19 protein-coding genes and 2 tRNA genes are annotated in these 20,729 nt (G+C 63.8%); 14 read left to right on the top strand and 7 right to left on the bottom strand.

The window, feature by feature from the left end; translation table 11 throughout:
- The first annotated feature begins 10 nt into the window (after positions 1 to 10).
- From ACE03M_RS01070 to ACE03M_RS01050, 5 genes are all read left to right on the top strand, one after another.
- Positions 11 to 817: a fumarylacetoacetate hydrolase family protein gene (locus tag ACE03M_RS01070; protein ID WP_485932262.1), complete on the top strand. Its 807-nt coding sequence runs from the start codon at positions 11 to 13 to the stop codon at positions 815 to 817.
- Between the two features lie 93 nt (positions 818 to 910).
- Positions 911 to 2,377 carry a glutamate--tRNA ligase gene (gene gltX / locus ACE03M_RS01065; protein ID WP_485932260.1) on the top strand — a complete coding sequence of 489 codons (1,467 nt, stop codon included), beginning with the start codon at positions 911 to 913 and terminating at the stop codon, positions 2,375 to 2,377.
- 2 nt (positions 2,378 to 2,379) lie between these two features.
- Positions 2,380 to 3,669: an alpha/beta fold hydrolase gene (locus ACE03M_RS01060; RefSeq protein WP_485932258.1), complete on the top strand. Its 1,290-nt coding sequence runs from the start codon at positions 2,380 to 2,382 to the stop codon at positions 3,667 to 3,669.
- Between the two features lie 178 nt (positions 3,670 to 3,847).
- Positions 3,848 to 3,919 (top strand) — tRNA-Gln (locus ACE03M_RS01055).
- A gap of 38 nt (positions 3,920 to 3,957) precedes the next feature.
- Positions 3,958 to 4,030, top strand: a tRNA-Glu gene (locus ACE03M_RS01050).
- A gap of 211 nt (positions 4,031 to 4,241) precedes the next feature.
- On the opposite strand, the gene ACE03M_RS01045 is transcribed toward ACE03M_RS01050, so the two are convergent.
- Together ACE03M_RS01045 and ACE03M_RS01040 are read right to left on the bottom strand one after the other, a co-directional pair.
- Positions 4,242 to 5,129, bottom strand: coding sequence for a DUF4282 domain-containing protein (locus tag ACE03M_RS01045; protein ID WP_485932256.1), 888 nt, complete (start codon positions 5,127 to 5,129; stop codon positions 4,242 to 4,244).
- A gap of 98 nt (positions 5,130 to 5,227) precedes the next feature.
- Positions 5,228 to 6,196: an aldose 1-epimerase family protein gene (locus ACE03M_RS01040; RefSeq protein ID WP_485932254.1), complete on the bottom strand. Its 969-nt coding sequence runs from the start codon at positions 6,194 to 6,196 to the stop codon at positions 5,228 to 5,230.
- Between the two features lie 180 nt (positions 6,197 to 6,376).
- Here ACE03M_RS01040 and galT point away from each other — a divergent pair, with 180 nt between their 5' ends.
- Together galT and galK are read left to right on the top strand one after the other, a co-directional pair.
- Positions 6,377 to 7,513: a galactose-1-phosphate uridylyltransferase gene (galT, locus tag ACE03M_RS01035; protein WP_485932252.1), complete on the top strand. Its 1,137-nt coding sequence runs from the start codon at positions 6,377 to 6,379 to the stop codon at positions 7,511 to 7,513.
- Complete coding sequence (gene galK, locus ACE03M_RS01030) at positions 7,510 to 8,745, top strand: galactokinase (protein ID WP_485932250.1); 1,236 nt, start codon at positions 7,510 to 7,512, stop codon at positions 8,743 to 8,745. The genes galT and galK overlap by 4 nt, the downstream gene beginning before the upstream one ends.
- Positions 8,746 to 8,839: 94 nt before the next feature.
- Here the strand turns inward: galK and ACE03M_RS01025 are convergent, their stop codons facing one another.
- The 4 genes from ACE03M_RS01025 to ACE03M_RS01010 all read right to left on the bottom strand — a co-directional run bounded on the left by ACE03M_RS01025 (position 8,840) and on the right by ACE03M_RS01010 (position 12,783).
- On the bottom strand, positions 8,840 to 9,124 hold the full coding sequence (locus ACE03M_RS01025) for a hypothetical protein (RefSeq protein ID WP_143922462.1): 285 nt from the start codon (positions 9,122 to 9,124) through the stop codon (positions 8,840 to 8,842).
- A 17-nt stretch (positions 9,125 to 9,141) separates the two neighbouring features.
- Positions 9,142 to 10,839, bottom strand: a complete 1,698-nt coding sequence (locus tag ACE03M_RS01020; RefSeq protein ID WP_485932248.1) for a sodium:solute symporter family protein — start codon at positions 10,837 to 10,839, stop codon at positions 9,142 to 9,144.
- 443 nt (positions 10,840 to 11,282) lie between these two features.
- Positions 11,283 to 12,056 carry a DeoR/GlpR family DNA-binding transcription regulator gene (locus ACE03M_RS01015; RefSeq protein WP_143922464.1) on the bottom strand — a complete coding sequence of 258 codons (774 nt, stop codon included), beginning with the start codon at positions 12,054 to 12,056 and terminating at the stop codon, positions 11,283 to 11,285.
- A gap of 10 nt (positions 12,057 to 12,066) precedes the next feature.
- Entirely contained in the window at positions 12,067 to 12,783 is a 717-nt protein-coding gene (locus tag ACE03M_RS01010; protein ID WP_009882470.1) for an IclR family transcriptional regulator, read from the bottom strand.
- 196 nt (positions 12,784 to 12,979) lie between these two features.
- Here ACE03M_RS01010 and leuC point away from each other — a divergent pair, with 196 nt between their 5' ends.
- From leuC to ACE03M_RS00975, 7 genes are all read left to right on the top strand, one after another.
- Positions 12,980 to 14,470, top strand: coding sequence for a 3-isopropylmalate dehydratase large subunit (leuC, locus tag ACE03M_RS01005; protein ID WP_485932245.1), 1,491 nt, complete (start codon positions 12,980 to 12,982; stop codon positions 14,468 to 14,470).
- 13 nt (positions 14,471 to 14,483) lie between these two features.
- Positions 14,484 to 15,083: a 3-isopropylmalate dehydratase small subunit gene (leuD, locus tag ACE03M_RS01000; RefSeq protein ID WP_485932243.1), complete on the top strand. Its 600-nt coding sequence runs from the start codon at positions 14,484 to 14,486 to the stop codon at positions 15,081 to 15,083.
- 199 nt (positions 15,084 to 15,282) lie between these two features.
- The gene (murA, locus tag ACE03M_RS00995; RefSeq protein ID WP_143922467.1) at positions 15,283 to 16,599 is read left to right on the top strand and encodes a UDP-N-acetylglucosamine 1-carboxyvinyltransferase; all 1,317 of its coding nucleotides are present in this window, start codon (positions 15,283 to 15,285) and stop codon (positions 16,597 to 16,599) included.
- Positions 16,596 to 17,363 (top strand): lysophospholipid acyltransferase family protein, encoded by a 768-nt coding sequence (locus tag ACE03M_RS00990; protein WP_485932241.1) that lies wholly within the window; start codon positions 16,596 to 16,598, stop codon positions 17,361 to 17,363. The genes murA and ACE03M_RS00990 overlap by 4 nt, the downstream gene beginning before the upstream one ends.
- The gene (locus ACE03M_RS00985) at positions 17,360 to 18,373 is read left to right on the top strand and encodes an NAD(P)H-dependent glycerol-3-phosphate dehydrogenase (RefSeq protein WP_143922469.1); all 1,014 of its coding nucleotides are present in this window, start codon (positions 17,360 to 17,362) and stop codon (positions 18,371 to 18,373) included. The genes ACE03M_RS00990 and ACE03M_RS00985 overlap by 4 nt, the downstream gene beginning before the upstream one ends.
- 61 nt (positions 18,374 to 18,434) lie before the next feature.
- Positions 18,435 to 18,968: a YbhB/YbcL family Raf kinase inhibitor-like protein gene (locus tag ACE03M_RS00980; RefSeq protein WP_143922470.1), complete on the top strand. Its 534-nt coding sequence runs from the start codon at positions 18,435 to 18,437 to the stop codon at positions 18,966 to 18,968.
- Positions 18,969 to 19,024: 56 nt separating this feature from the next.
- Complete coding sequence (locus tag ACE03M_RS00975) at positions 19,025 to 20,140, top strand: D-alanine--D-alanine ligase family protein (protein WP_143922471.1); 1,116 nt, start codon at positions 19,025 to 19,027, stop codon at positions 20,138 to 20,140.
- 51 nt (positions 20,141 to 20,191) lie between these two features.
- Here ACE03M_RS00975 and ACE03M_RS00970 read toward each other — a convergent pair whose 3' ends face one another.
- Positions 20,192 to 20,710: a DUF3515 family protein gene (locus ACE03M_RS00970; protein WP_485932239.1), complete on the bottom strand. Its 519-nt coding sequence runs from the start codon at positions 20,708 to 20,710 to the stop codon at positions 20,192 to 20,194.
- Positions 20,711 to 20,729 lie beyond the last annotated feature (19 nt).

The following is a 20,729-nucleotide window of genomic DNA, read 5'->3' as shown; positions in this document are numbered from 1 at the left end:
ACTGGGGCACATGCGTATTGCCAGATTTGTGCACCAGGATGAACCCAAATACGGAGTCGTCGAAGGCGACGTGCCGCAGATTGAGGACGGCGTGTGGGACACATCCGGTCTCAGCCTCGCCGTTCTCGACCAGGACCCGTTCTTCGCTCCGGCCCAGTCGACGGGGGAGCGGCTGAAGTTCGACGATGTTCGTCTGCTCAGTCCGATCCTGCCACGGTCGAAGGTCATCGGCGTCGGCCGCAACTTCGCCGACCACGCCGCCGAGCTCGGCAATGAGGTGCCCATCAGCCCACTGACCTTCTTCAAGCCCAACACCTCGGTCATCGGCCCCGGAGACCCGATCCGTCTGCCCGCCATCAGCGAATATGTGTCCTACGAAGCCGAGCTGGCCGTCATCATCGGCCGCGTCGCCAAAGGCGTGAAGGCAGAGAACGCCTTCGACTACGTCCTCGGCTACACCGCCAGCAACGATGTCACATTGCGGGACATCCAGAAGTCGGACAAGCAGTGGACCCGGGCGAAGGGCTTCGACACCTCGAGCCCACTTGGACCATGGATCGAAACCGAGCTCGACGTCGATGACCTCTCCATCCGGTCCTGGGTCGACGGGGATCTGAAGCAGGACGGCACAACCGCCGACTTCATCTTCGACATCCCGACGATCATCGAGCACCTGTCCGAGACGATCACCTTGCTGCCCGGGGACGTCCTCCTCACCGGCACTCCCGCCGGCGTGGGTCAGATCGTCGCCGGAAACCGTGTCGATATCGCGATCGACGGGCTCGGAGTCCTCACCAACATGGTCATGGACGCCTGAGACCGGCACACATCACCAGCTCAAGCCCCACCGCGCAGCAGCCCCAAAACTCGCAGCCACACAACTCGCAGCACCAGAGACCGAAGGATCACAGTGAGCGTCAAAGTTCGTTTCTGCCCATCACCCACCGGCACCCCGCACGTCGGTATGGTCCGCACCGCCCTGTTCAACTGGGCGTATGCGAAGCACACCGGCGGAAAGTTCGTCTTCCGCATCGAGGACACCGACGCCGCCCGTGACACCGAGGAGAGCTTCGGCCAGGTCCTCGAGGCCATGAAGTGGCTCGGTCTCGACTGGGACGAAGGCATCGACGTCGGTGGACCCGACGGACCCTACCGCCAGTCCCAGCGCGGCGACATCTACGCCGGCGTGATCGAGAAGCTCAAAGCCGCCGGACACATCTACCAGTCCTACTCGACCAACGAAGAGGTCGAAGCCAGGCACAAGGCCGCAGGCCGCGACCCCAAGCTCGGCTACGACGGCTATGACCGGGACCTCACTGCCGAGCAGATCGCCGGCTTCAAGGCTGAAGGACGCGAGCCGGTCTGGCGTGTGCGCATGCCGGCCGAGGACGTCACCTTCACCGACCTGGTGCGCGGAGAGATCACCTTCCGTGCAGGCACCATTCCCGACTATGTCGTCGTCCGTGCGAACGGCCAGCCGCTGTACACCCTGGTCAACCCCGTCGACGACGCCCTCATGGGCATCACCCATGTGCTGCGCGGTGAGGACCTGCTGTCCTCGACCCCACGTCAGGTCGTGCTCTACGAAGCGCTCAAGGACATCGGCGTCGCCGAGGCAACCCCCGAGTTCGGTCACCTGCCCTACGTGATGGGCGACGGCAACAAGAAACTGTCCAAGCGCGATCCGGAATCCAACCTGTTCCTCCACCGCGACAACGGCTTCATCCCCGAAGGCATCATCAACTACCTGGCCCTGCTCGGCTGGTCAATCGGACCCGACCGGGACGTGTTCAGCGTCAAGGAGTTCGTCGAGGCCTTCGACATCCACGATGTTCTGCCCAACCCCGCCCGCTTCGATGTGAAGAAGGCGACGTCGATCAACGCCGACCACATCCGGCTCCTCGACGTCAGCGACTTCCGTGACCGTCTGGTGCCCTATCTCCAGGCCGCCGAGGTGCTCCCGGAGAAGCCATCGGAGGCTCAGTTGGAGATCCTCAGCCAGGCGGCTCCGCTCGTGCAGACGAGGATGAACCTCCTCGGCGAAGCACCTGACCTGCTCGCATTCCTGTTCACTCCCGATGCCGAGCTGACCATGGCCGAGGACGGTCTGAAGACCCTGAAGGACTCGGCTCCCGAGGTGCTCGCCGCCTCGATCGAGGTCCTCGAAGGAGTCGAGGACTGGACGACTGACACGCTGCACGAAACGCTTCAGGTCAAACTCGTCACCGAGATGGAGATCAAGCCTCGACTGGCCTTCGGCCCGCTGCGCGTGGCCGTGTCCGGACGCAAGGTCTCACCACCTCTGTTCGAGTCGATGGAGATCCTCGGCAAGGACTCGTCACTGACTCGCCTGCGGGCGCTGGCAGCCCAGCTGTGACGATGCTCAAGCAGGCGGCCTGGACGCGTGGGGGACTGCACCTGAAGGACGTGACCTTCGAAGCCCCACTCGACCACTTCGGCGGGGGAGCGGGACTGTCCGCGGCCGCCTCGGCGCACATCGAGGTCTTCGCCCGAATCACCGCGACCGAGGCGGACAGCACCAAGCCGTACCTCGTGTTCCTGCAGGGCGGTCCGGGTGTCGAAGCGCCAAGGCCCACCACCCCCGTCGGCGAGTCCACCTGGTTGGCGCGAGCACTCGAGGACTTCCAAGTCGTCATGCTCGACCAGCGCGGAACCGGAAGGTCGAGCCCGATCGGCTCCGCGGACGGACGCATCACCGGTCTCGACGGAGTCGGCGAGGCCCCTGCAGACATCGCTGCGGCGCTGAGCCACTACCGTGCCGATTCGATCGTCGAAGACGCTGAGATCCTGCGCCGCGGGCTGGGAGTCGACACCTGGTCGCTGCTGGGTCAGTCGTTCGGAGGATTCACCGCCCTGCGGTATGTCTCCGCGCATTCGGAATCGCTGAACGAGGTCTACTTCACCGGCGGACTGCCGGCGATCGACACCGACCCCGCCACCGTGTACGCCACGACGTGGGAAGGAATGAAGCGGAAGTCGGAGCAGTTCTACCGAGCGTTCCCCGGTGACCGTGACAAGCTCGCCCGGCTCATCGACCTCGCCGAGGCGGATGGGGGCATCGCACTGCCCGGCGGAGCCCGCGCCACGACGGAACGCATCCGGCTCCTCGGGCACTTCCTCGGAGCCTCTGACGGACCCGAGAAGCTGCACTACCTGCTGGACCTGGACCTCGCCTCGGCGGCATTCCGTCATGATCTGGCTGCTGCACTGCCGTTCTCGGGACGAAACCCGCTCTACGCCGTGGTCCACGAGTCCTGCTGGGCCGACGGCGCGGTCACCAACTGGGCAGCTCGGAGGGCAATGCCTGCGGACGTCGAAGCCGATCCGACCCTTTTGGCCGGCGAGCACGCCGGCCCCGAGTCTTTTGCCGAGGATCCCGAGCTTGCCCCCTTCGCCGAGGTGGCCCAGCTCGTGGCACAGCACGAATGGCCCAGGCTCTACGACGTTGATGCGCTGCGGGCCTCGAACGTGCGCGGAGGCGCAGCGGTGTACTTCGAGGACGCCTACGTTCCTCCGGAGTACTCATTGGCTACAGCGGACCTCCTCGACGGAGTGAAACCATGGGTGACGAACGAGTACGAGCACAACGGACTGCGTGCTGATGGATACCGGGTGCTCGATCGACTCATCTCCCTGGCGCGGGAGTGAATTCGTTCGTGCAGGTGGCACATCGTTCGAGTGAGAGGCAAATCGTTCTCGCGGGAAGCGGTGTTAAGAAGGTCACACCGAAAATGAGCCCCGATGATTTGGAGTCGAGCGGGGGGTTTGTGTAGAGTTATATCTCGTTGCTCAGGGAAATTCCTTCGGGGATGGGCCTGAATGACATTGGGGTATGGTGTAATTGGCAGCACGAGTGTTTCTGGTACATTTAGTCTAGGTTCAAGTCCTGGTACCCCAGCGAACAGCATCGGGAGTATGACTCTGAGCTGTTTATTGGCCCCCGTCGTCTAGTGGCCTAGGACGCTGCCCTCTCAAGGCGGAAACGGCAGTTCGAACCTGCTCGGGGGTACGGTTGAGTCCCGCATCGAGGAATCGGTGTGGGGCTCGCTCTAATTCACGACCATTTTTCTGCAGATGCGCGAGCCTCCTTGAGCCTCGCGGGTCCGGATGTTTCTGAATCAGCTCGCTCTGAGTCACAGAGCTCGGCTTCGAAGCCGATCACTGCAACTCAGAGCGAATGCACTCAGGTCGAATGAACTCAGAGAGAATGCTGAGCTGATTCAGCGTCCGAGGGAGTCCGCGATCCTCTTCGTGTTCTCCGCCGTCTTGACGTTGGCCACGATGAGCTCGAGGGCCAATCGGACGAAGATCACCCAGAGGGCGGGAATGATCCAGCCGAAGATGATCGCCAGCAGCAGCGGCCACGGACTGAAGCTCGGGCCATCGCCCAGATAACCGGTCGCCGCTCCTGCTGCTGCACCTGTGACGATTCCGCCGATGATGGATCCCAGCCAGGACAACGCAGCCACAACGATGGCGATGATGTAGATGAATCCTGCCCATCGCACGGCGATGAGATTATCGAAGCGGAAGTCGAAGAGCGACTTGAAGAAACCGCCGCTTCCGCCAGGCTTCTGCTGCGCTGCCGGCTGCTGGAAATTGCCCACCGGAGCGTGCTGGGAGCCAGCGTAATTGCCTTGGTTGTATGCAGCGTAGTCAGCATCCTGATAGTACTGACCCTGCTGGGCTGGCTGTCCATACTGAACGTACTGATTCTGTGGGTCGTACTGACCGCCTTGGTCGTACTGATCCTGAGGCGTGTACTGGCCGCCTTGGCCAAATTGCTGCTGACCGAACTGGCTCTGCTGGCTGTTGTACTGATCGCTCTGACTGAACTGATCTGCCTGGCTGTACTGATCGCTCTGACTGAACTGATCTGCCTGGCTGTACTGATCGCTCTGACTGAACTGTGAGCCTTGGCCATACTGGGCAGTGCCAGCATGCGACTGGGGGTCACCTGGCTGTTCGCCGACAGCGGGTTCGTGAACCGTCTGTTCGCCGGCCGCGGGTTCCTGCGGCTGGTCCAGGTCAGGATCAGGCTGATCGCCCGGGATGTTCTGATTGTTCTCTGCATCCGAACCGGAGTACGGGTTCTGTGGTGTCGACATAATCTTCCTTCGCACGAGTTGAAGCCGATAGTCGCAACTTATCAGTGCAGGCTGACTTTGCAGCCAGAACTCTTAACGTAAGGAGACGGTCCATTCCGCTAACGTAAGGAGACAGTCCATTCCGCGCGGAGTTCGCCCTGCGCTTCTATGACATCGAAGTCCGAACCTGAGGCGAAGGCGTTGGGTGGGCACGTCATCGGTTCGATGGCAATGGCGCTGCGGCGAAGCGGCTGGTCGAGTTCGTCTCCGGTGCACAACTGCCAGGCCCGGAAACTCTCATCCATTCCGATGGTGACCGTCCTGTCGTCGGCTCCTCTCAACCTCACTCGCGACCACCCGTCGTCACCGCGCTGTGGTGTGCCGAAGGCGTCATCGAGGATCGCCGGGCCAAGAGTGCGCAGCGCGCGGAAGTCTTTGCAGAGGACGCAGGATGCTTCGTCGGGCCCGTGATCGGCGGGGATGTACGATCCGGTGTCGAAATGCCTGATCGTCTGGGGGATGAGTCTGTCATCGGTCTCGAACCAGGTTTCTGCCGGAACGAGCAGCTGTGCCTGATCAACTCGTTCCGCGCCTGGATGGATCCAGGGATGAAAGCCGAAACCGAAGGGAACGGTCTCGTGCCCGATGTTTCTCGCGACAGCCAGGACCCGGAGCTCGCCGCTGCCCTCGTATTCATTCGCACATTCGCCCTCGTCTTCACGCTCGACGAGGGCGTAGGTCACCTCAAGGGACAAATCAAAGGGATACCCCGGCGGGCCGGAGATGTCTGTTTCGAGCCGTACCGAGGCATCATTGCGTTGACTCACCTTCCAGGCGGTCTCGGCCACAAGACCATGCAGAGACGTTTCGCGTGAGACTTCGGTGATGGGCAACTGGTGGGAGCGGCCGTTGAAGTCATAGCGTCCATCGGCGATACGGTTCGGCCACGGTGCCAGCACGGCGCCATCGAAGGCGGACATCTGGACGACGACTGGACGATCCCCGACGGTATAGTCGAGCAGAGCTGCTCCGCTTGTGGAGACGACCGCGCTGTCGTCGCCCAGGGCGAGCTCGATGAGATCGGTCATGCGACTCCTGAGCAGGTGGTGAGCGGATATTCCGGTGTCCCAGAATTCTACGCGAGATCTGGGATCTCTCCCATGCGGATGTTAGCATTATGATCGAAAATGATCAGTTTTGGGAGGTCTGATGGGTCAGTGTAGCTTTTCTCAATTCCACCGACGAGCCGTTGAACTCGTGGGTGTCCGTTGAGCACACAGGTTCGTCGGAACACGCTTGCCGACGGCAGAGACATCCTTTTCTTCCAAGACGAAGATTCGACGGCGGCACCACCTGCCGAGGACCATCGCCCCGCAGAACCGCGTCCTACCGGCGGACAGCTGCGCTTCGACCTGCTCACCGGCGAGTGGGTGGCCGTGGCCACGCATCGCCAGTCGCGGACGCATCTTCCCGCCGCCGCCGAGTGCCCCCTCTGCCCCTCGGCACCCGGACGACCCACTGAGATCCCTGTCGCCGACTACGACGTCGTCGTCTTCGAGAATCGGTTCCCTTCGCTGGGGCCATCACTCGGAGCGGTGCCTGCCGATCCGAGACAGAAATTCGCCGAGGCGGCCTCCGAATCCGCACTGACCGCCCCCGCCCATGGGCGCTGTGAGGTCGTCGTCTTCTCTTCCGAGCACGATGGATCGTTCGCCGACCTCGACCCGGCGCGTGCCCGCACAGTCATCGACGCCTGGGCGAATCGGAGCCGGGAGCTCGCTGCACAAGAGGGGATCGAGCAGGTCTTCGTGTTCGAGAATCGGGGTGAGGATATCGGTGTGACGATGAACCACCCGCACGGCCAGATCTATGCCTATCCGTTCGTCACCCCGCACACCGTAGTCACCTCGGCTCGAGCGGTGCAGCACAAGCGCGAGACCGGCAGGCCGCTGCTGGGCGACATCCTCGACTTCGAACGCGGCTCGGGGGAGCGGATGGTCCTTGAGTCGGCATACTTCTCTGCTTTCGTGCCCTTTGCAGCTCGGTGGCCCGTCGAAGTCCACATCGTCCCGCATCGGCAGGTGCTGGGACTCGACGAACTCGACGATGCCGAACGCGACGACCTCGCTGGCATCTACCCCGAGGTGCTGCGAAGGATCGACAACCTGTATTCGACTCCCACCCCATACATCGCAGCTTGGCATCAGGCGCCGGTCAACTGTGCGGACCGCTCGGCGGAGTGGATGCATCTCGAGATCACCAGCCCCAGACGTGCCGAGAGCAAGCTGAAGTTCCTCGCTGGATCCGAAGCGGCAATGGGAGCCTTCGTCGGCGACGTCTCCGCCGAAGAGACGGCTGCACGGTTGCGTGCGGCGTCGCCTGCGCTCGAAGACGGTCGCAGATGAGCGCGGCCACCCCTCCGACGGGCACTAACATGCGCCGCGAGTTCGAAGCGTTATTCGACTATCCACCGAATGACTGCTTCCGTGCTCCCGGGCGCGTGAATCTCATCGGAGAACACACCGACTACAACAACGGGTTCGTCCTTCCCATCGCCATTGACAGGGCTGTCCACGTGGCCATCGGCCTGCGTCCTTGGGGCCGGTCGGAGGATCATGAACACGGAACTGCGGCACCACCTCGGCGCGAGGAGAGCATCCGGATCGTCTCCGACCATCGCGACGAGTCGGGTGAGAGACTCGCAGGCCAGTTCACGGCCGAAGAACTGGTACCCGGAGCTCTGCCGAGCTGGCTCAGCCATCCGGCGGGTGTCGTCGATGAGATCGCCAAGACGACGGGCACAGTCGTCGGCGGCATCGACCTCTACATCGAATCGAGTGTCCCCGTAGGAGCCGGTCTGTCTTCGTCCCATGCGCTCGAGGTGGCGGTCCTCATCGCCGTCGACGAGATCTGCGGGCTCGGACTCGACGACCGAGAGAAGGCGCTGCTGACCCAGCGCGCCGAGAACGACTTCGTCGGCGCTCCAACCGGAATCGTCGATCAGGCGGCCTCGATCATGACCGAGGCTGGGCATGCACTCTTCCTCGACTGTCGGGACCTTCGGACTCGACAGATCCCCTTCGATCTCGAAGCCGAAGGGCTGCGGCTGCTCGTCATTGATACCCGCGTGTCCCACTCCCACAGCGAGAGCGGATACGGCGACCGGCGGCGCACCTGTGAGGAGGCCGCCAGGATCCTCGGAGCTGCGAGTCTGCGCGAATTGGATGAGAGCGTGGACCTTGGCCCACTCAACGAGGAGCAGAGGAAGCGGGTGCGGCACGTCTTCACTGAGAACGCCCGAGTCCGAGCCACCGTCGACCTTTTAGAGTCCGGCGGCGGGAGCCACAGCATTCGCGGAATCGGCGAACTCCTGCTTGCCTCCCACGACTCCCTCGCCCACGACTATGAGGTCTCGTGCACCGAACTCGACACCGCTGTCGCGGCAGCCATGTCGGCCGGTGCGATCGGAGCGCGGATGACCGGCGGCGGCTTCGGGGGTTCGGCGATCGCACTCGTTGACATTGCGAGTGTCGACCAGGTTGGCGAGGCAGTCCGCGCGACGTTCGCCGACCACGGATTCCGCAGGCCCGACATCTTCGCAGTCAGTCCGGGAAAGGGCGCGGGCAGAGTCGCCTGACTTCGAGGCAGAATCGACCGACCTGGGCCCGCAGGAGAATCGGCCGACCAGGCAGGACGATCGGCCGACCAGGCAGCGAAAACGCCCGGCCGGACTAGGCGCGGGTCTCGCCGGTCTCGGCCACCTCGGTCGACTCATCGGCGATGATGCGAATCGGACGCAGCCTGGCCCAGGCGATGAAGAAGACCGCGGCGAGGATGAGGCTGATTCCCGTCCAGAGGTTGGCGTCGATTCCGCCGGTCCGCTCCGCCTCGTCGGGGGTGTAGTCGACAAGGCCTGCGATGGCGAGGATGACTCCGAAGATCCCCAGCAGCACGCCGATGAAATTTCGTATGTCGAAGGCACCTGCGGTCTTGGTCAGTTCATTGGCTTTGCTCATTGTTCTCACTTGCTCCTTCAGCCGAAGACCACGTTGAGGATGATGACGAGGACCAGGGCGACTCCCGCAACGGGCACCGGGCGTTTCCACATCGGGGGCTTCGGTTCACTGAGATCTTCGAAGTCGGTCTTCGGCGTCTCCGAATAGACGAGCCCTCGCAGTTCTTGGGCAGGCTTGGGTGTGGTCCTGAAGGTGACGATCACCGAGAGGACGATATCGACGACGAACGCCGTGCTGGCGGCGAGGAACGCTGCGCCCTGACCGGGCAGGTCGAACACGCCGGTCTCGCTGAGGACGAATACCGCGACGGCCGATAGGGTGCCGCCGACCAGTCCGACCCAGCCGGCAGTCGGGCTCATGCGCTTCCAGAACATACCGAGGATGAAGGTGGCGAACAGCGGTGCGTTGAAGAAGCCGAACAGAGTCTGCAGGTAGTCCATGAGGTTGGCGAAGTTGCCGGCGATGAGGGCGGTGAAGATCGCGACGATGCAGGCGCCGACCGTGGCGTAGCGGCCGACCTTGAGGTAGTAGGCGTCGTCGCGGTCCTTGACCACGTACTGCTGCCACAGGTCATAGCTGAAGACGGTGTTGAACGCGGAGATGTTGGCGGCCATTCCGGCCATGAAGGCGGCGAGCAGGCCGGCGATGGCAACTCCGAGGAGACCATTGGGCAGAACCTCGCGCATGAGCAGCAGGAGCGCATCGTTGTAGGTCACTCCGGTCTGGGACTGGGCGGTCGCTTCGTCGACGCTGGACGCGATCTGCTTGAACTTCGTCATCTGGGTCACGAGGACCGCCGAGATCATTCCGGGAATGATGACGATGAACGGAATGAGCATCTTCGGGAAGGCGCCGAGGATCGGAGTCAGTCGTGCGGCATTGATGCTCTTCGAGGCCATGGCACGTTGGACCTCGACGAAGTTCGTCGTCCAGTAGCCGAAGGAGAGCACAAAACCGAGCCCGAATACGATCCCGACCACCGAGAGCACCGGGTTGGAGAACCCGGAGAGCTGCTCTCCCGGCCAGCTGCTCAGCTGCTCGGCCCCGAGCATGCCGTCGTTGCTGACCTTCGCCACGAGACCGTCCCAACCGCCCACCCGATTGAGGCCGATGATCGTCAGCGGCAGCAGGGCCGCGACGATGACGAAGAACTGGAGCACCTCATTGTAGATGGCAGCGGTCAGCCCGCCGAGCGTGATGTAGGACAGGACGATGGCGGCAGCGACGACCAGGGCGATCCACAGCGGCCAACCGAGGAGACGATTGACGATCGTGCCGAGGAGGAAGAGGTTGACGCCGGCGATGAGGATCTGTGCGACGGCGAAGGACAGCGCGTTGACGAGGTGGGCGCCAGTGCCGAAACGTCTGCGCATGAACTCGGGAACGGACCGGACCTTCGAACCGTAGTAGAAGGGCATCATGACCACACCGAGGAAGAGCATCGCCGGGACCGCGCCGATCCAGAAATAGTGCATCGTCGGCATGCCGTATTGGGCGCCGGTGGCCGACATCCCCATGATCTCTACGGCACCGAGGTTCGCCGAGACGAAGGCCAAGGCCGTCACCCACGCCGGAAGGCTGCGCCCGGAGAGAAGGAATTCGATGCTCGAGGAGATGCCGCGCTTGGCGAACCAGCCGATTCCGAGGACGAATACGAAGTAGATCGCGATCAGCAGATAGTCGATCCATTGAGCGTCCAGGCGGATGTCTTCCAAGGTTCCTCCAACGTCTTCGGTGAATGGCTCCTTGTGATCAAAGCCACCTCAAACGGATACTCTAGAGGACGGATCGACCGATCTCCAGTGATCGAACATGAAAAGTTTTGATTGTTTATGATCGCTCGCCTGTGGGCGGGGATTCTCCCCCTGCCCTCGGCGTGTCGGAGATACCCGCGACCTCGCCTCCGCGTCTGCGCTCACGCTCCTTTGCCTGGACCCGCGAGAGGAGGAGCTTTGCGACCGCGACGACGATCACGACGGCCTGGATCATCTGCGTGACGGAGTCCGCAACACTGTGGGGGACGAAAAGGTGGAGACGATGAGCTGCAAGAGCAGTGCGCCTCCGACGGTGCCGAGGACTCTGACGCGGCCGCCGTTGAGCGCCGTTCAGCCAGATCGAGAGGTCGAGAGGCTCCGGCGAGCTGGGCGCGGGTCGTCGGTCAGCTCGCCGAGGTGGTGGTGACCTCGACATCGACGCCTGCGGTGCGCAGTGCATCCAGCTCGGAGCCGTCGCTGCCGGAGTCCGTGATCAGATGGTCGATCTCCTCCGTGGGGACCGTGAGCACCGAGGAGCGCAGGCCGACCTTCGTGTGGTCGACGAGTGCGGTGACCTGTCCGGCGCCGGCGGCCATGGCTCGGTCGGTGTCGGCGACAGGAAATGCAGGGGTGGAGAGGCCGAAGTCCGCGGCCAGCCCGTTGCCCGAGAGGAATACCGTGTCCGCCCTCAGGCCGAGGAGCGCTGAGACTGTGCCGCCGCCGACGAAGGCTCGGATCGAGTGTCGCAGAATTCCACCGACGACGATGACTTCGACGTCGGGGGAGGAGACCATCGCCTCGGCGACGAGGAGGGAATTGGTGACGATGCGGATGCCCGAGCGATCGCTGAGCTCCTTGGCCAGCAGCTCGGTCGTGGTGCCGGGGCCCAGGGCCACGACGTCGCCGTTGCGCACATGTTTGGCTGCGGCCCGCGCAATCGCAGTCTTCTCAGCCAGTGCCTGCTCGAGCTTCTCTGCATACGTCGATTCGCGGGCGCTGGAGAAGGCGACCGCGCCTCCGTGGGTGCGGGTCAGGCGTCCTTCGTCGGCGAGCTGATCGAGATCGCGACGGACCGTCACCGCTGAGGTGCTCAGCAGATCCGAAAGGGCGGCGATGGAGACCGCGCCGTCTCGTTCGATCGTCTCGATGATCACGTTTCGTCTTTGGGCGGCGATCATGGGGTTGTCCTCAGCCTCTGATGAGAGCTTCGCTCAAGGTCCGGGCCGCTTCGATGATGGACTTCGCGTGCAGGCGTCCCGGTTGACGTGTCAGGCGGTCAACGGGGCCGGAGATCGACACAGCGGCCACGACGCGATTGCTGGGTCCGCGCACGGGGGCTGAGACGGAGGCGACTCCTCGTTCACGTTCGGCGATCGACTGCGCCCAGCCTCGGCGACGGACACCGGAGAGCATGGTGGCGGAGAAGCGGGCACCGCGCAGACCGGTGTGCAGACGGTCGGGTTCCTCCCAGGCCAGCAGCACCTGGGCGGCGGAACCTGCGCGCATGCTCAGGGTGGCACCGATCGGCACCGAGTCGCGCAGACCAACAGGGCGTTCGGCGGCGGCCACGCACAGACGCAGGTCGCCCTGGCGGCGGAAGAGCTGTGCGGACTCGCCGGTCTGGTCGCGCAGCTGGCCGAGCACCGGTCCGGCCGCGGCGAGCAGGCGGTCCTCGCCGGCGGCCGAGGAGAGTTCGGCCAGACGTGGGCCGAGGACGAAGCGACCCTGCAGATCACGTCCGACGATGCGATGGAATTCGAGCGCAACGGCCAGACGGTGGGCAGTGGGTCGGGCGAGTCCGGTCAGTGAGACCAGCTCGGCCAGTGACGCGGGCCCAGCCTCAAGGGCGGAGAGAACCATTGCGGCCTTGTCGATGACTCCGACGCCGCTACCATTGCTTGTCATAGACACTATTGTGCGCGTCTCAGTGGGCGAGATGCAAGTTCGAAATGCGATACGGGCGAGTAGGTTTCCTATACGAACTCGTTGAGCGCACATCGCGCACTCGTCGAGCGCTCAAATCGAATGTCACCCACGCCCGAACACGGGCCGTCACAGCAGTAAGCACGTACAGGCAATCCCTGTACCAGCGGGAGGAATCATGCCACGCACTTTGGCCGAGAAGGTCTGGGCCGATCACGTCGTATCCCTGGGCGAAGACGGTGCGCCCGACCTCATCTACATCGATCTCCACCTCGTCCACGAGGTCACCAGCCCGCAGGCATTCGATGGTCTCCGACTCGCCGGGCGCCAGGTGCGCCGCCCCGCCCTGACGATCGCCACGGAGGATCACAACACTCCGACCTGGGACATCGACAAGCCCATCGCCGAGCCCACCTCTGCCACACAGATCGAAACCCTGCGGCAGAATACGAAGGAATTCGGGATCCGGCTGCACAGCCTCGGCGATGCCGACCAGGGAATCGTCCACGTCGTGGGCCCACAGCTGGGCCTGACCCAGCCGGGGACCACCGTCGTCTGCGGCGACTCGCACACATCCACTCACGGCGCCTTCGGGGCGCTGGCACTGGGCATCGGCACCTCAGAGGTCGAGCACGTGCTCGCCACTCAGACGTTGAGCCTCAAGGCCTTCAAGACGATGTCGATCACCGTCGACGGCGAACTGCCCGAAGGATCGAGCGCCAAGGACATCATCCTTGCCATCATCGCGAAGATCGGCACCGGCGGCGGGCAGGGCTACGTGCTCGAATACCGCGGTTCGGCTATTCGCGCGCTGTCGATGGAAGCACGGATGACCATCTGCAACATGTCGATCGAGGCCGGAGCCCGCGCAGGCATGGTCGCCCCGGACGAGACCACCTTCGACTACGTCAAGGGCCGTCCGCACGCACCCGAGGGCGAAGACTGGGACGCCGCGGTCGACTACTGGAAGACCCTGTACACCGACGAAGGTGCCACCTTCGACCATGAGGTCGTCCTCGAGGCCAAGGACATCGAACCGTTCGTGACCTGGGGAACCAACCCGGGCCAGGGACTGCCGCTGTCGGCCTCAGTGCCCTCACCCGATGACTTCGCCGACGAGAACGACAAGGCATCGGCCGCCAACGCTCTGGCCTACATGGGTCTGACGCCGGGCACCCCGCTGCGTGAGATCGAAGTCGACACCGTGTTCCTCGGTTCGTGCACGAACTCACGCATCGAAGACCTGCGTGCCGCCGCCGAGGTGGTCCGCGGCCGGAAGAAGGCCGAGAACGTCCGCTTCATGGTCGTCCCCGGATCGGCGAAGGTTCGCCTGCAGGCCGAGGACGAGGGCCTCGACGTGATCTTCAAAGACTTCGGAGGTGAGTGGCGCTTCGCTGGCTGCTCGATGTGCCTGGGCATGAACCCGGACCAACTGGCCGACGGTGAGCGCTGTGCCTCGACCTCGAACCGCAACTTCGAGGGCCGTCAGGGCAAGGGCGGGCGCACCCACCTGGTGTCCCCGCTCGTGGCCGCGGCCACCGCCGTGCGCGGGACGCTGTCCTCGCCCGGTGACGTCAAGGACCTCCCACGCGACGCCGAACCGGTGGCGTGGACGGACAATAGGCCCACCTTGACACTGACACCGACCCCCACCTCGGCGAACGCTTAAGGACTGACGACTGATGGAAGCTTTCAGCACACATACCGGCATCGGCGTCCCGCTGCGTCGCGCCAATATCGACACCGACCAGATCATCCCGGCGAAGTTCCTCAAGCGGGTCACCCGCACCGGATTCGAAGACGCGCTGTTCTACCGGTGGCGGACGAACGACGACTTCGTCCTCAACGACCCCGACTTCTCGGCCGGCTCCGTCCTCGTGGCCGGACCTGATTTCGGCACCGGCTCATCGCGTGAACACGCCGTGTGGGCACTGAAGGACTACGGTTTCCGCGTCGTCCTCTCCTCGCGCTTCGGCGACATCTTCCGCGGCAACTCCGGCAAAGAGGGTCTCCTGGCAGCTCAGCTGGAACAGGAGGACATCGAATTGATCTGGAAGATCCTGGAGAACCACCCGGGCACCCCGATCACCGTGGACCTGAACGCGAAGACCGTGACCTGCGATTCGGTCACAGTGACGTTCCAGATCGATGACTACACGCGCTGGCGCCTCCTCGAGGGCCATGACGACATCAGCCTGACCCTGGCCAAGGAATCCGAGACCTCCGATTTCGAGTCCAATCGGGCGACGTTCAAGCCGACGACTCTGCCCGCGAAGGTCTGAACTTTCCGCAGCGAAAGTCTGAGGCTTTCTCAGTGAGGGTCTGAACCCTTCTCAGTGAAGGCTCGAATCGTCGAACGCGACGGTCTGAGAGCCGTGACACAGAGGACCCACGCCGCGTCTGCGCTAGTCTTGGACGAGTCCGGACTAGTCTGGGCCACGTCCGGATCCTACCGGGTGCAAGTGTGACGCAGGGAGGAACATGCTCGAAGTTCGCGGCGGTAATCCGTTAGGTGGAACCGTCCAGGTCAGAGGTGCCAAGAACTTGGTTCCCAAGGCCATGGTCGCCTCATTGTTGGGAGAGACGCCCTCCGTCCTGCGCGGGGTGCCGCAGATCAGGGACGTTGAGATCGTCACCGGTCTGCTCGAGCTCCATGGGGTTCGGGTCACGCCCGGGGTCGATGGACAGCAGTCCGACGGTGAACTTCACTTGGATCCCTCCGATATGGCACAGGGATCGATCGTCGACATCGACGCACACGCCGGTTCCTCACGGATCCCGATCCTCTTCTGCGGACCTCTCCTGCACAGCCTGGGCCAAGCGTTCATCCCGGATCTTGGCGGCTGCCACATCGGCGATCGTCCCATCAACTTCCACCTCGATGTGCTGCGGCAGTTCGGTGCCGAGGTCGACAAGACCTCCGGCGGCATCATGCTCACCACCCGGGGACGACTCCAGGGCACGAAGGTCGAACTGCCCTTTCCCTCTGTGGGTGCCACAGAGCAGGTTCTGCTGACCGCGGTCCGCGCCGAAGGTGTGACCGAGCTGCGCAATGCGGCCATCGAACCCGAGATCATGGATCTCATCGCCCTGCTCCAGAAGATGGGCGCCATCATCACCGTCGACACCGACCGTGTGGTGCGCATCGAGGGCGTGGACACCCTGCGCGGCTTCATCCACCGCGCACTGCCGGACCGCAATGAGACCGCCTCGTGGGCCTCGGCCGCGCTGGCCACCGGCGGAGACATCTTCGTCGAAGGTGCCTCCCAACCCGAGCTCATCACCTTCCTCAACGTCTTCCGCCGCATCGGCGGCGAATTCGAGGTCGAGGAGACCGGGATCCGCTTCCGCCACCCAGGTGGCAGGCTCACGTCCTTCGCCCTGGAGACCGACGTGCACCCGGGCTTCATGACCGATTGGCAGCAGCCGCTCGTCGTTGCCATGACCCAGGCCGAGGGCTTGTCGATCATCCACGAGACCGTGTACGAGAACCGCTTCGGCTTCACCCACGCTCTCGGTGAGATGGGCGCCCAGATCCAGCTCTACCGCGAATGCCTCGGTGGTACACCCTGCCGCTTCGGGCGCCGCAACTACCAGCATTCGGCCGTGGTCTCCGGGCCTACCGAACTCACCGGAACACGCATCGACGTGCCCGATCTGCGCGGTGGGTTCAGCCACCTCATCGCAGCCCTGGCGGCACGCGGCACCAGCCAGGTCCACGGCATCGAGCTCATCAACCGCGGATACGAGAACTTCCTCGACAAGCTTCTCGGTCTCGGGGCCGAGGTGGCCGCATGAGTGCGGTGACCGAGCCGGACTCGAATGATCACGACCTCGTCTCCTTCGACCCCGCCTCAGTGCGTGCTCAGAACCGGGCCGGCACCATCGCCGCCACTGCTGCCTTCGGGCTCATGCGCACGGCCACGAAGATGACGGTGACGGGGGCTGAACATCTGCCGGCGCAGGGCAAGGCCGCCATCATCGCCGCCTACCATGCGAACCACCTCGACCCGATCCTCGTGGGCCTGGCTCTCAAGCGTCACGGTCGGATGCCGCATTTCCTGGCGAAGTCATCTCTGTTCTCCGGCGTTCTCGGAACGATCCTCAAGACGATCGGCCAGATCCCCGTGCTGCGAGCCTCGGGACAGGCCGGGGACTCGCTCGAATACGCCAAAGATGCTTTGGCCAACGGCCAGACCGTGGTCATCTACCCCGAAGGCACTTTGACCAAGGATCCGGACTTCTGGCCCCAGCATTTCAAATCCGGCACTGCACGGCTCGCCCTTGAAACCGGGGCACCGATCATTCCCGTCGCCCACTGGGGGCTCAACGGAATCTATCCGCTCGGATCTCGGCTGCCGAGGTTCAAGCCTCTGAGCCACAGCTGCGTCGTCAGGTTCGGGCCTTCCCTCGACTACGAGGACCTGTGGCCCCACCGCGAGGAGAAGAGGGCTAAGACGGTGCTCACTCACCGTCTGACGAACACCATTGCAGCGATGGTCGGTGAGCTTTCGAATCGTGAGCTGCCGGCGAGATTCCACAACAAGGAGGTCGGCGAATGAGCGTCGAGAAGACCGCAGTGCTGGGCGCCGGATCATGGGGGACAACCTATGCCGCCGTCGTCGCCGACGCTGGATTCCCCGTCACCCTCTGGGCTCGCCGGTCCGAGGTCGCCGAGGAGATCACCTCCTCACACACCAATGAACGGTACCTGGGCGACCGGGTCCTGCCTGAGCTGCTGAGCGCGACCGCCGATGACATCGCCGCCGTCGCAGACGCCGAGGTCATCATCCTCGCCGTTCCCGCGCAGACCCTGAGGGAGAACCTGAGCCGGTGGAAGCCGCACCTGCGCCCAGGCGTGAAGCTCGTGAGCCTGATGAAGGGCATCGAGGTCGACACGGGCAAACGCATGTCCGAGGTCATCGCTGAGGTCGCCGAGGTGGACTCGACCCAGATCGCGGTCGTCTCCGGCCCGAACCTGGCCCGTGAGATCGCCGATCGTCAGCCCACAGCCACCGTCGTGGCCTCGGAGAGCATCGAGACCGCCGAGGTGGTCGCTGAGATCAGCGCGAACGGCTACTTCCGGCCCTATACCAACACCGACGTCGTCGGCGTCGAGATGGGCGGTGCCGTGAAGAACGTCATCGCCCTGGCAGTCGGCATCGCCGACGGTCAGAAGCTCGGCGACAACTCGAAGGCCTCGATCATCACCCGCGGCTTGGCTGAGACCTCTCGTCTGGCCGCTGCCATGGGTGCCCAGCCGCACACACTCTCGGGGCTGGCCGGACTCGGCGACCTCGTCGCCACATGTGCCTCGCCACTGTCGCGCAACCGGACATTCGGGCGCCACCTCGGCGAGGGCATGAGCCTGGATGATGTCATCGCTCACACTTCTCAGACCGCTGAGGGAGTGAAATCGGCGCCCGCCATCCTGGCCCTGGGACGCAGGTACTCGGTCGACCTGCCGATCACCGAAGCCGTATGTGCGGTCCTCGGAGGACAGCTGAGGGTTGACGAACTCGCCGGTTTGCTGTTGTCTCGGAAGCGTAAGCACGAGGGACCACCCGCCTGAGCAACTCAGGCTGTCCGGCACCACATCGCACGACCACTACATCGCACGTCAAGGAGCAGACATGAGCGTCAACTCACCGTTTTACAACCTTTCCGAAGTTCCGACATTCACTCTCACCAGCACGGACATCGAGAACGGGGGCGAACTGAGCGGACCGCAGCTCTCGGGTGCGATGGGCGTCGACGGCGGCCAGGACGTCTCCCCGCAGCTGTCCTGGTCGGGATTCCCCGAAGAGACCAAGGCCTTCGCCGTGACCTGCTACGACCCGGATGCACCCACCGGCTCCGGTTTCTGGCACTGGGTCGTGACCGACCTCGACGCGTCGACGACCAGCCTGCCCGCCAACGCCGGCGATCCCTCGGCGGACCTTCTGCCTGCTGGAACAGTGACCCTGCGCAACGATGCAGGCGAACCTCGCTTCGTCGGTGCCGCCCCACCACAGGGCCACGGACCGCACCGTTACTTCTTCATCGTCACAGCACTGGCGGAGCCGCTTGGCCTCGACGAATCCGCCTCACCGGCCTTCGCCGGGTTCAACATGTTCTTCAAAGGCATCGCCCGTGCATCCCTGGAATGCACGTTCGAGCTCAAGTGAGTTAGAGTTTTCCAGTCCGTACAAACGGTCACGCGCGCTAACGACCAAGGATTTCTATGCCTGAATCTGATCACCGGCCACTCGTCGCAGTCCTCTTCGGCGGACGATCGAGCGAACACGCCGTCAGCTGCGTCACTGCAGCCGGGGTCATCCAGGCCATCGACACCGACGCCTACCGTGTTCTGCCGATCGGCATCACAAAGTCCGGCGTGTGGCGCATCGTCGAAGACTGGTCGACGATGGCCTTCGACCCGGCCGATATGCCCGAGGTCGTTGACAACGGAACCGAGGTCATCCCACCGGTCTCCGCGCAGGGCTCACCTCTGCTGCAGCGGGACGCCGAGGGGCGGTACACCGAACTCGGATCCGTCGATGTCTACTTCCCTCTCCTGCACGGTCAGTACGGGGAAGACGGAACCTTGCAAGGCCTGTTCGAACTCAGCGACACGGCCTACGTCGGCTCCGGGGTCTTCGCTTCGGCGGCGAGCATGGACAAGCACTACACGAAGTCCCTCATGGCCCACGCCGGAATTCCGACGTGCCCCTGGGAGCTCGTGACCGAAACCATGTGGGAATCAGAGCAGGCCGACGCCGAGGCTCGGATCACCGGACTTGGTCTGCCCGTATTCGTCAAACCTGCACGGGCAGGATCGTCCATGGGAGTCAGCCGCGTCGAGTCCGCCGCGGGTCTGGATCAGGCACTGCGCTCTGCCTTCGAGCATGACTCCAAGGTCATCGTCGAACCACAGGTCGTCGGCCGTGAGATCGAGTGCGCGGTGCTCGGCTCGGTTCACGACCGTGAGGTCCGCGTCTCGTTCCCCGGAGAGATCGAAGTCTCCGGCGAGCACTCCTTCTATGACTTCGAGGCCAAATACCTCAACCTCGCCGATGCGCAGCTGACCTGTCCGGCGCGCGTCGATGAGAAGACGACGGCCCGGATCCAGGAACTCTCAGCCCAGGTCTTCCGGCTCTTCGACTGCACAGGACTCTCACGAGTCGATACCTTCGTCACAGATGCCGGTGACGTCCTCATCAACGAGATCAACACGCTCCCGGGGTTCACCCCCACCTCGGCGTACCCGTTCATGTGGTCGAACTCGGGCATCGAGTACCCGGCGCTCATCTCAGAGCTCATCACCATCGCCCTGGTCGACCACGCCCGCACCCACTGAGTCCCGAGCCGCGAACGCGCTGAGTTCACCTGCAACCCTGAGCGCACCTGCTCAGCTGTCGAGGTCTTGGGCTCCCACACACTTGGCCTCAGACTTCACAGCAGTCAGCGCCGGTGAGATCGCTGCGAGTACATTATTGCCCGATTCCGCCTTGCGGTTGACGAGGACCTCGACTGCGGGGGTGCGACCGTAGCTGGTGAAGACCCATGTGTCCTCCTCCTCGGAAGCCTTGGAGATCCAGTCGACGCTGCTCACGCTCACGCACTGATCGGTGGTCGGTCCGGGTGGGGTGACCCCGCAGCGGACCACTGCGATGTTGGGATCTCCCCACGCCTTCGTACCTTGGGAGGATGTCGTGCGTGACTTCTCGCCGGCGATCTCATCGGGCATACGCAGCATGATGTCGGCGCAGTCGGGATTCTGTGCGTCCTGAGCAGGCTCGACGACGACCGTGCGCTCACACCCTGCCAGGCTGATACCGGCCACCACAGTGGCGATGGCGGCCAGGCCGATGGTGCGCGCCTTCCGAGGCGTAGGTCGAGGCGACGGGCGGAGGCGACGAGATCTCATACAACTACCGTATCTCCCG

The sequence above is a fragment of the Brevibacterium sp. AGC70 genome, assembly GCF_057334195.1.
This window is presented reverse-complemented; position numbering and strand designations above follow the sequence as displayed.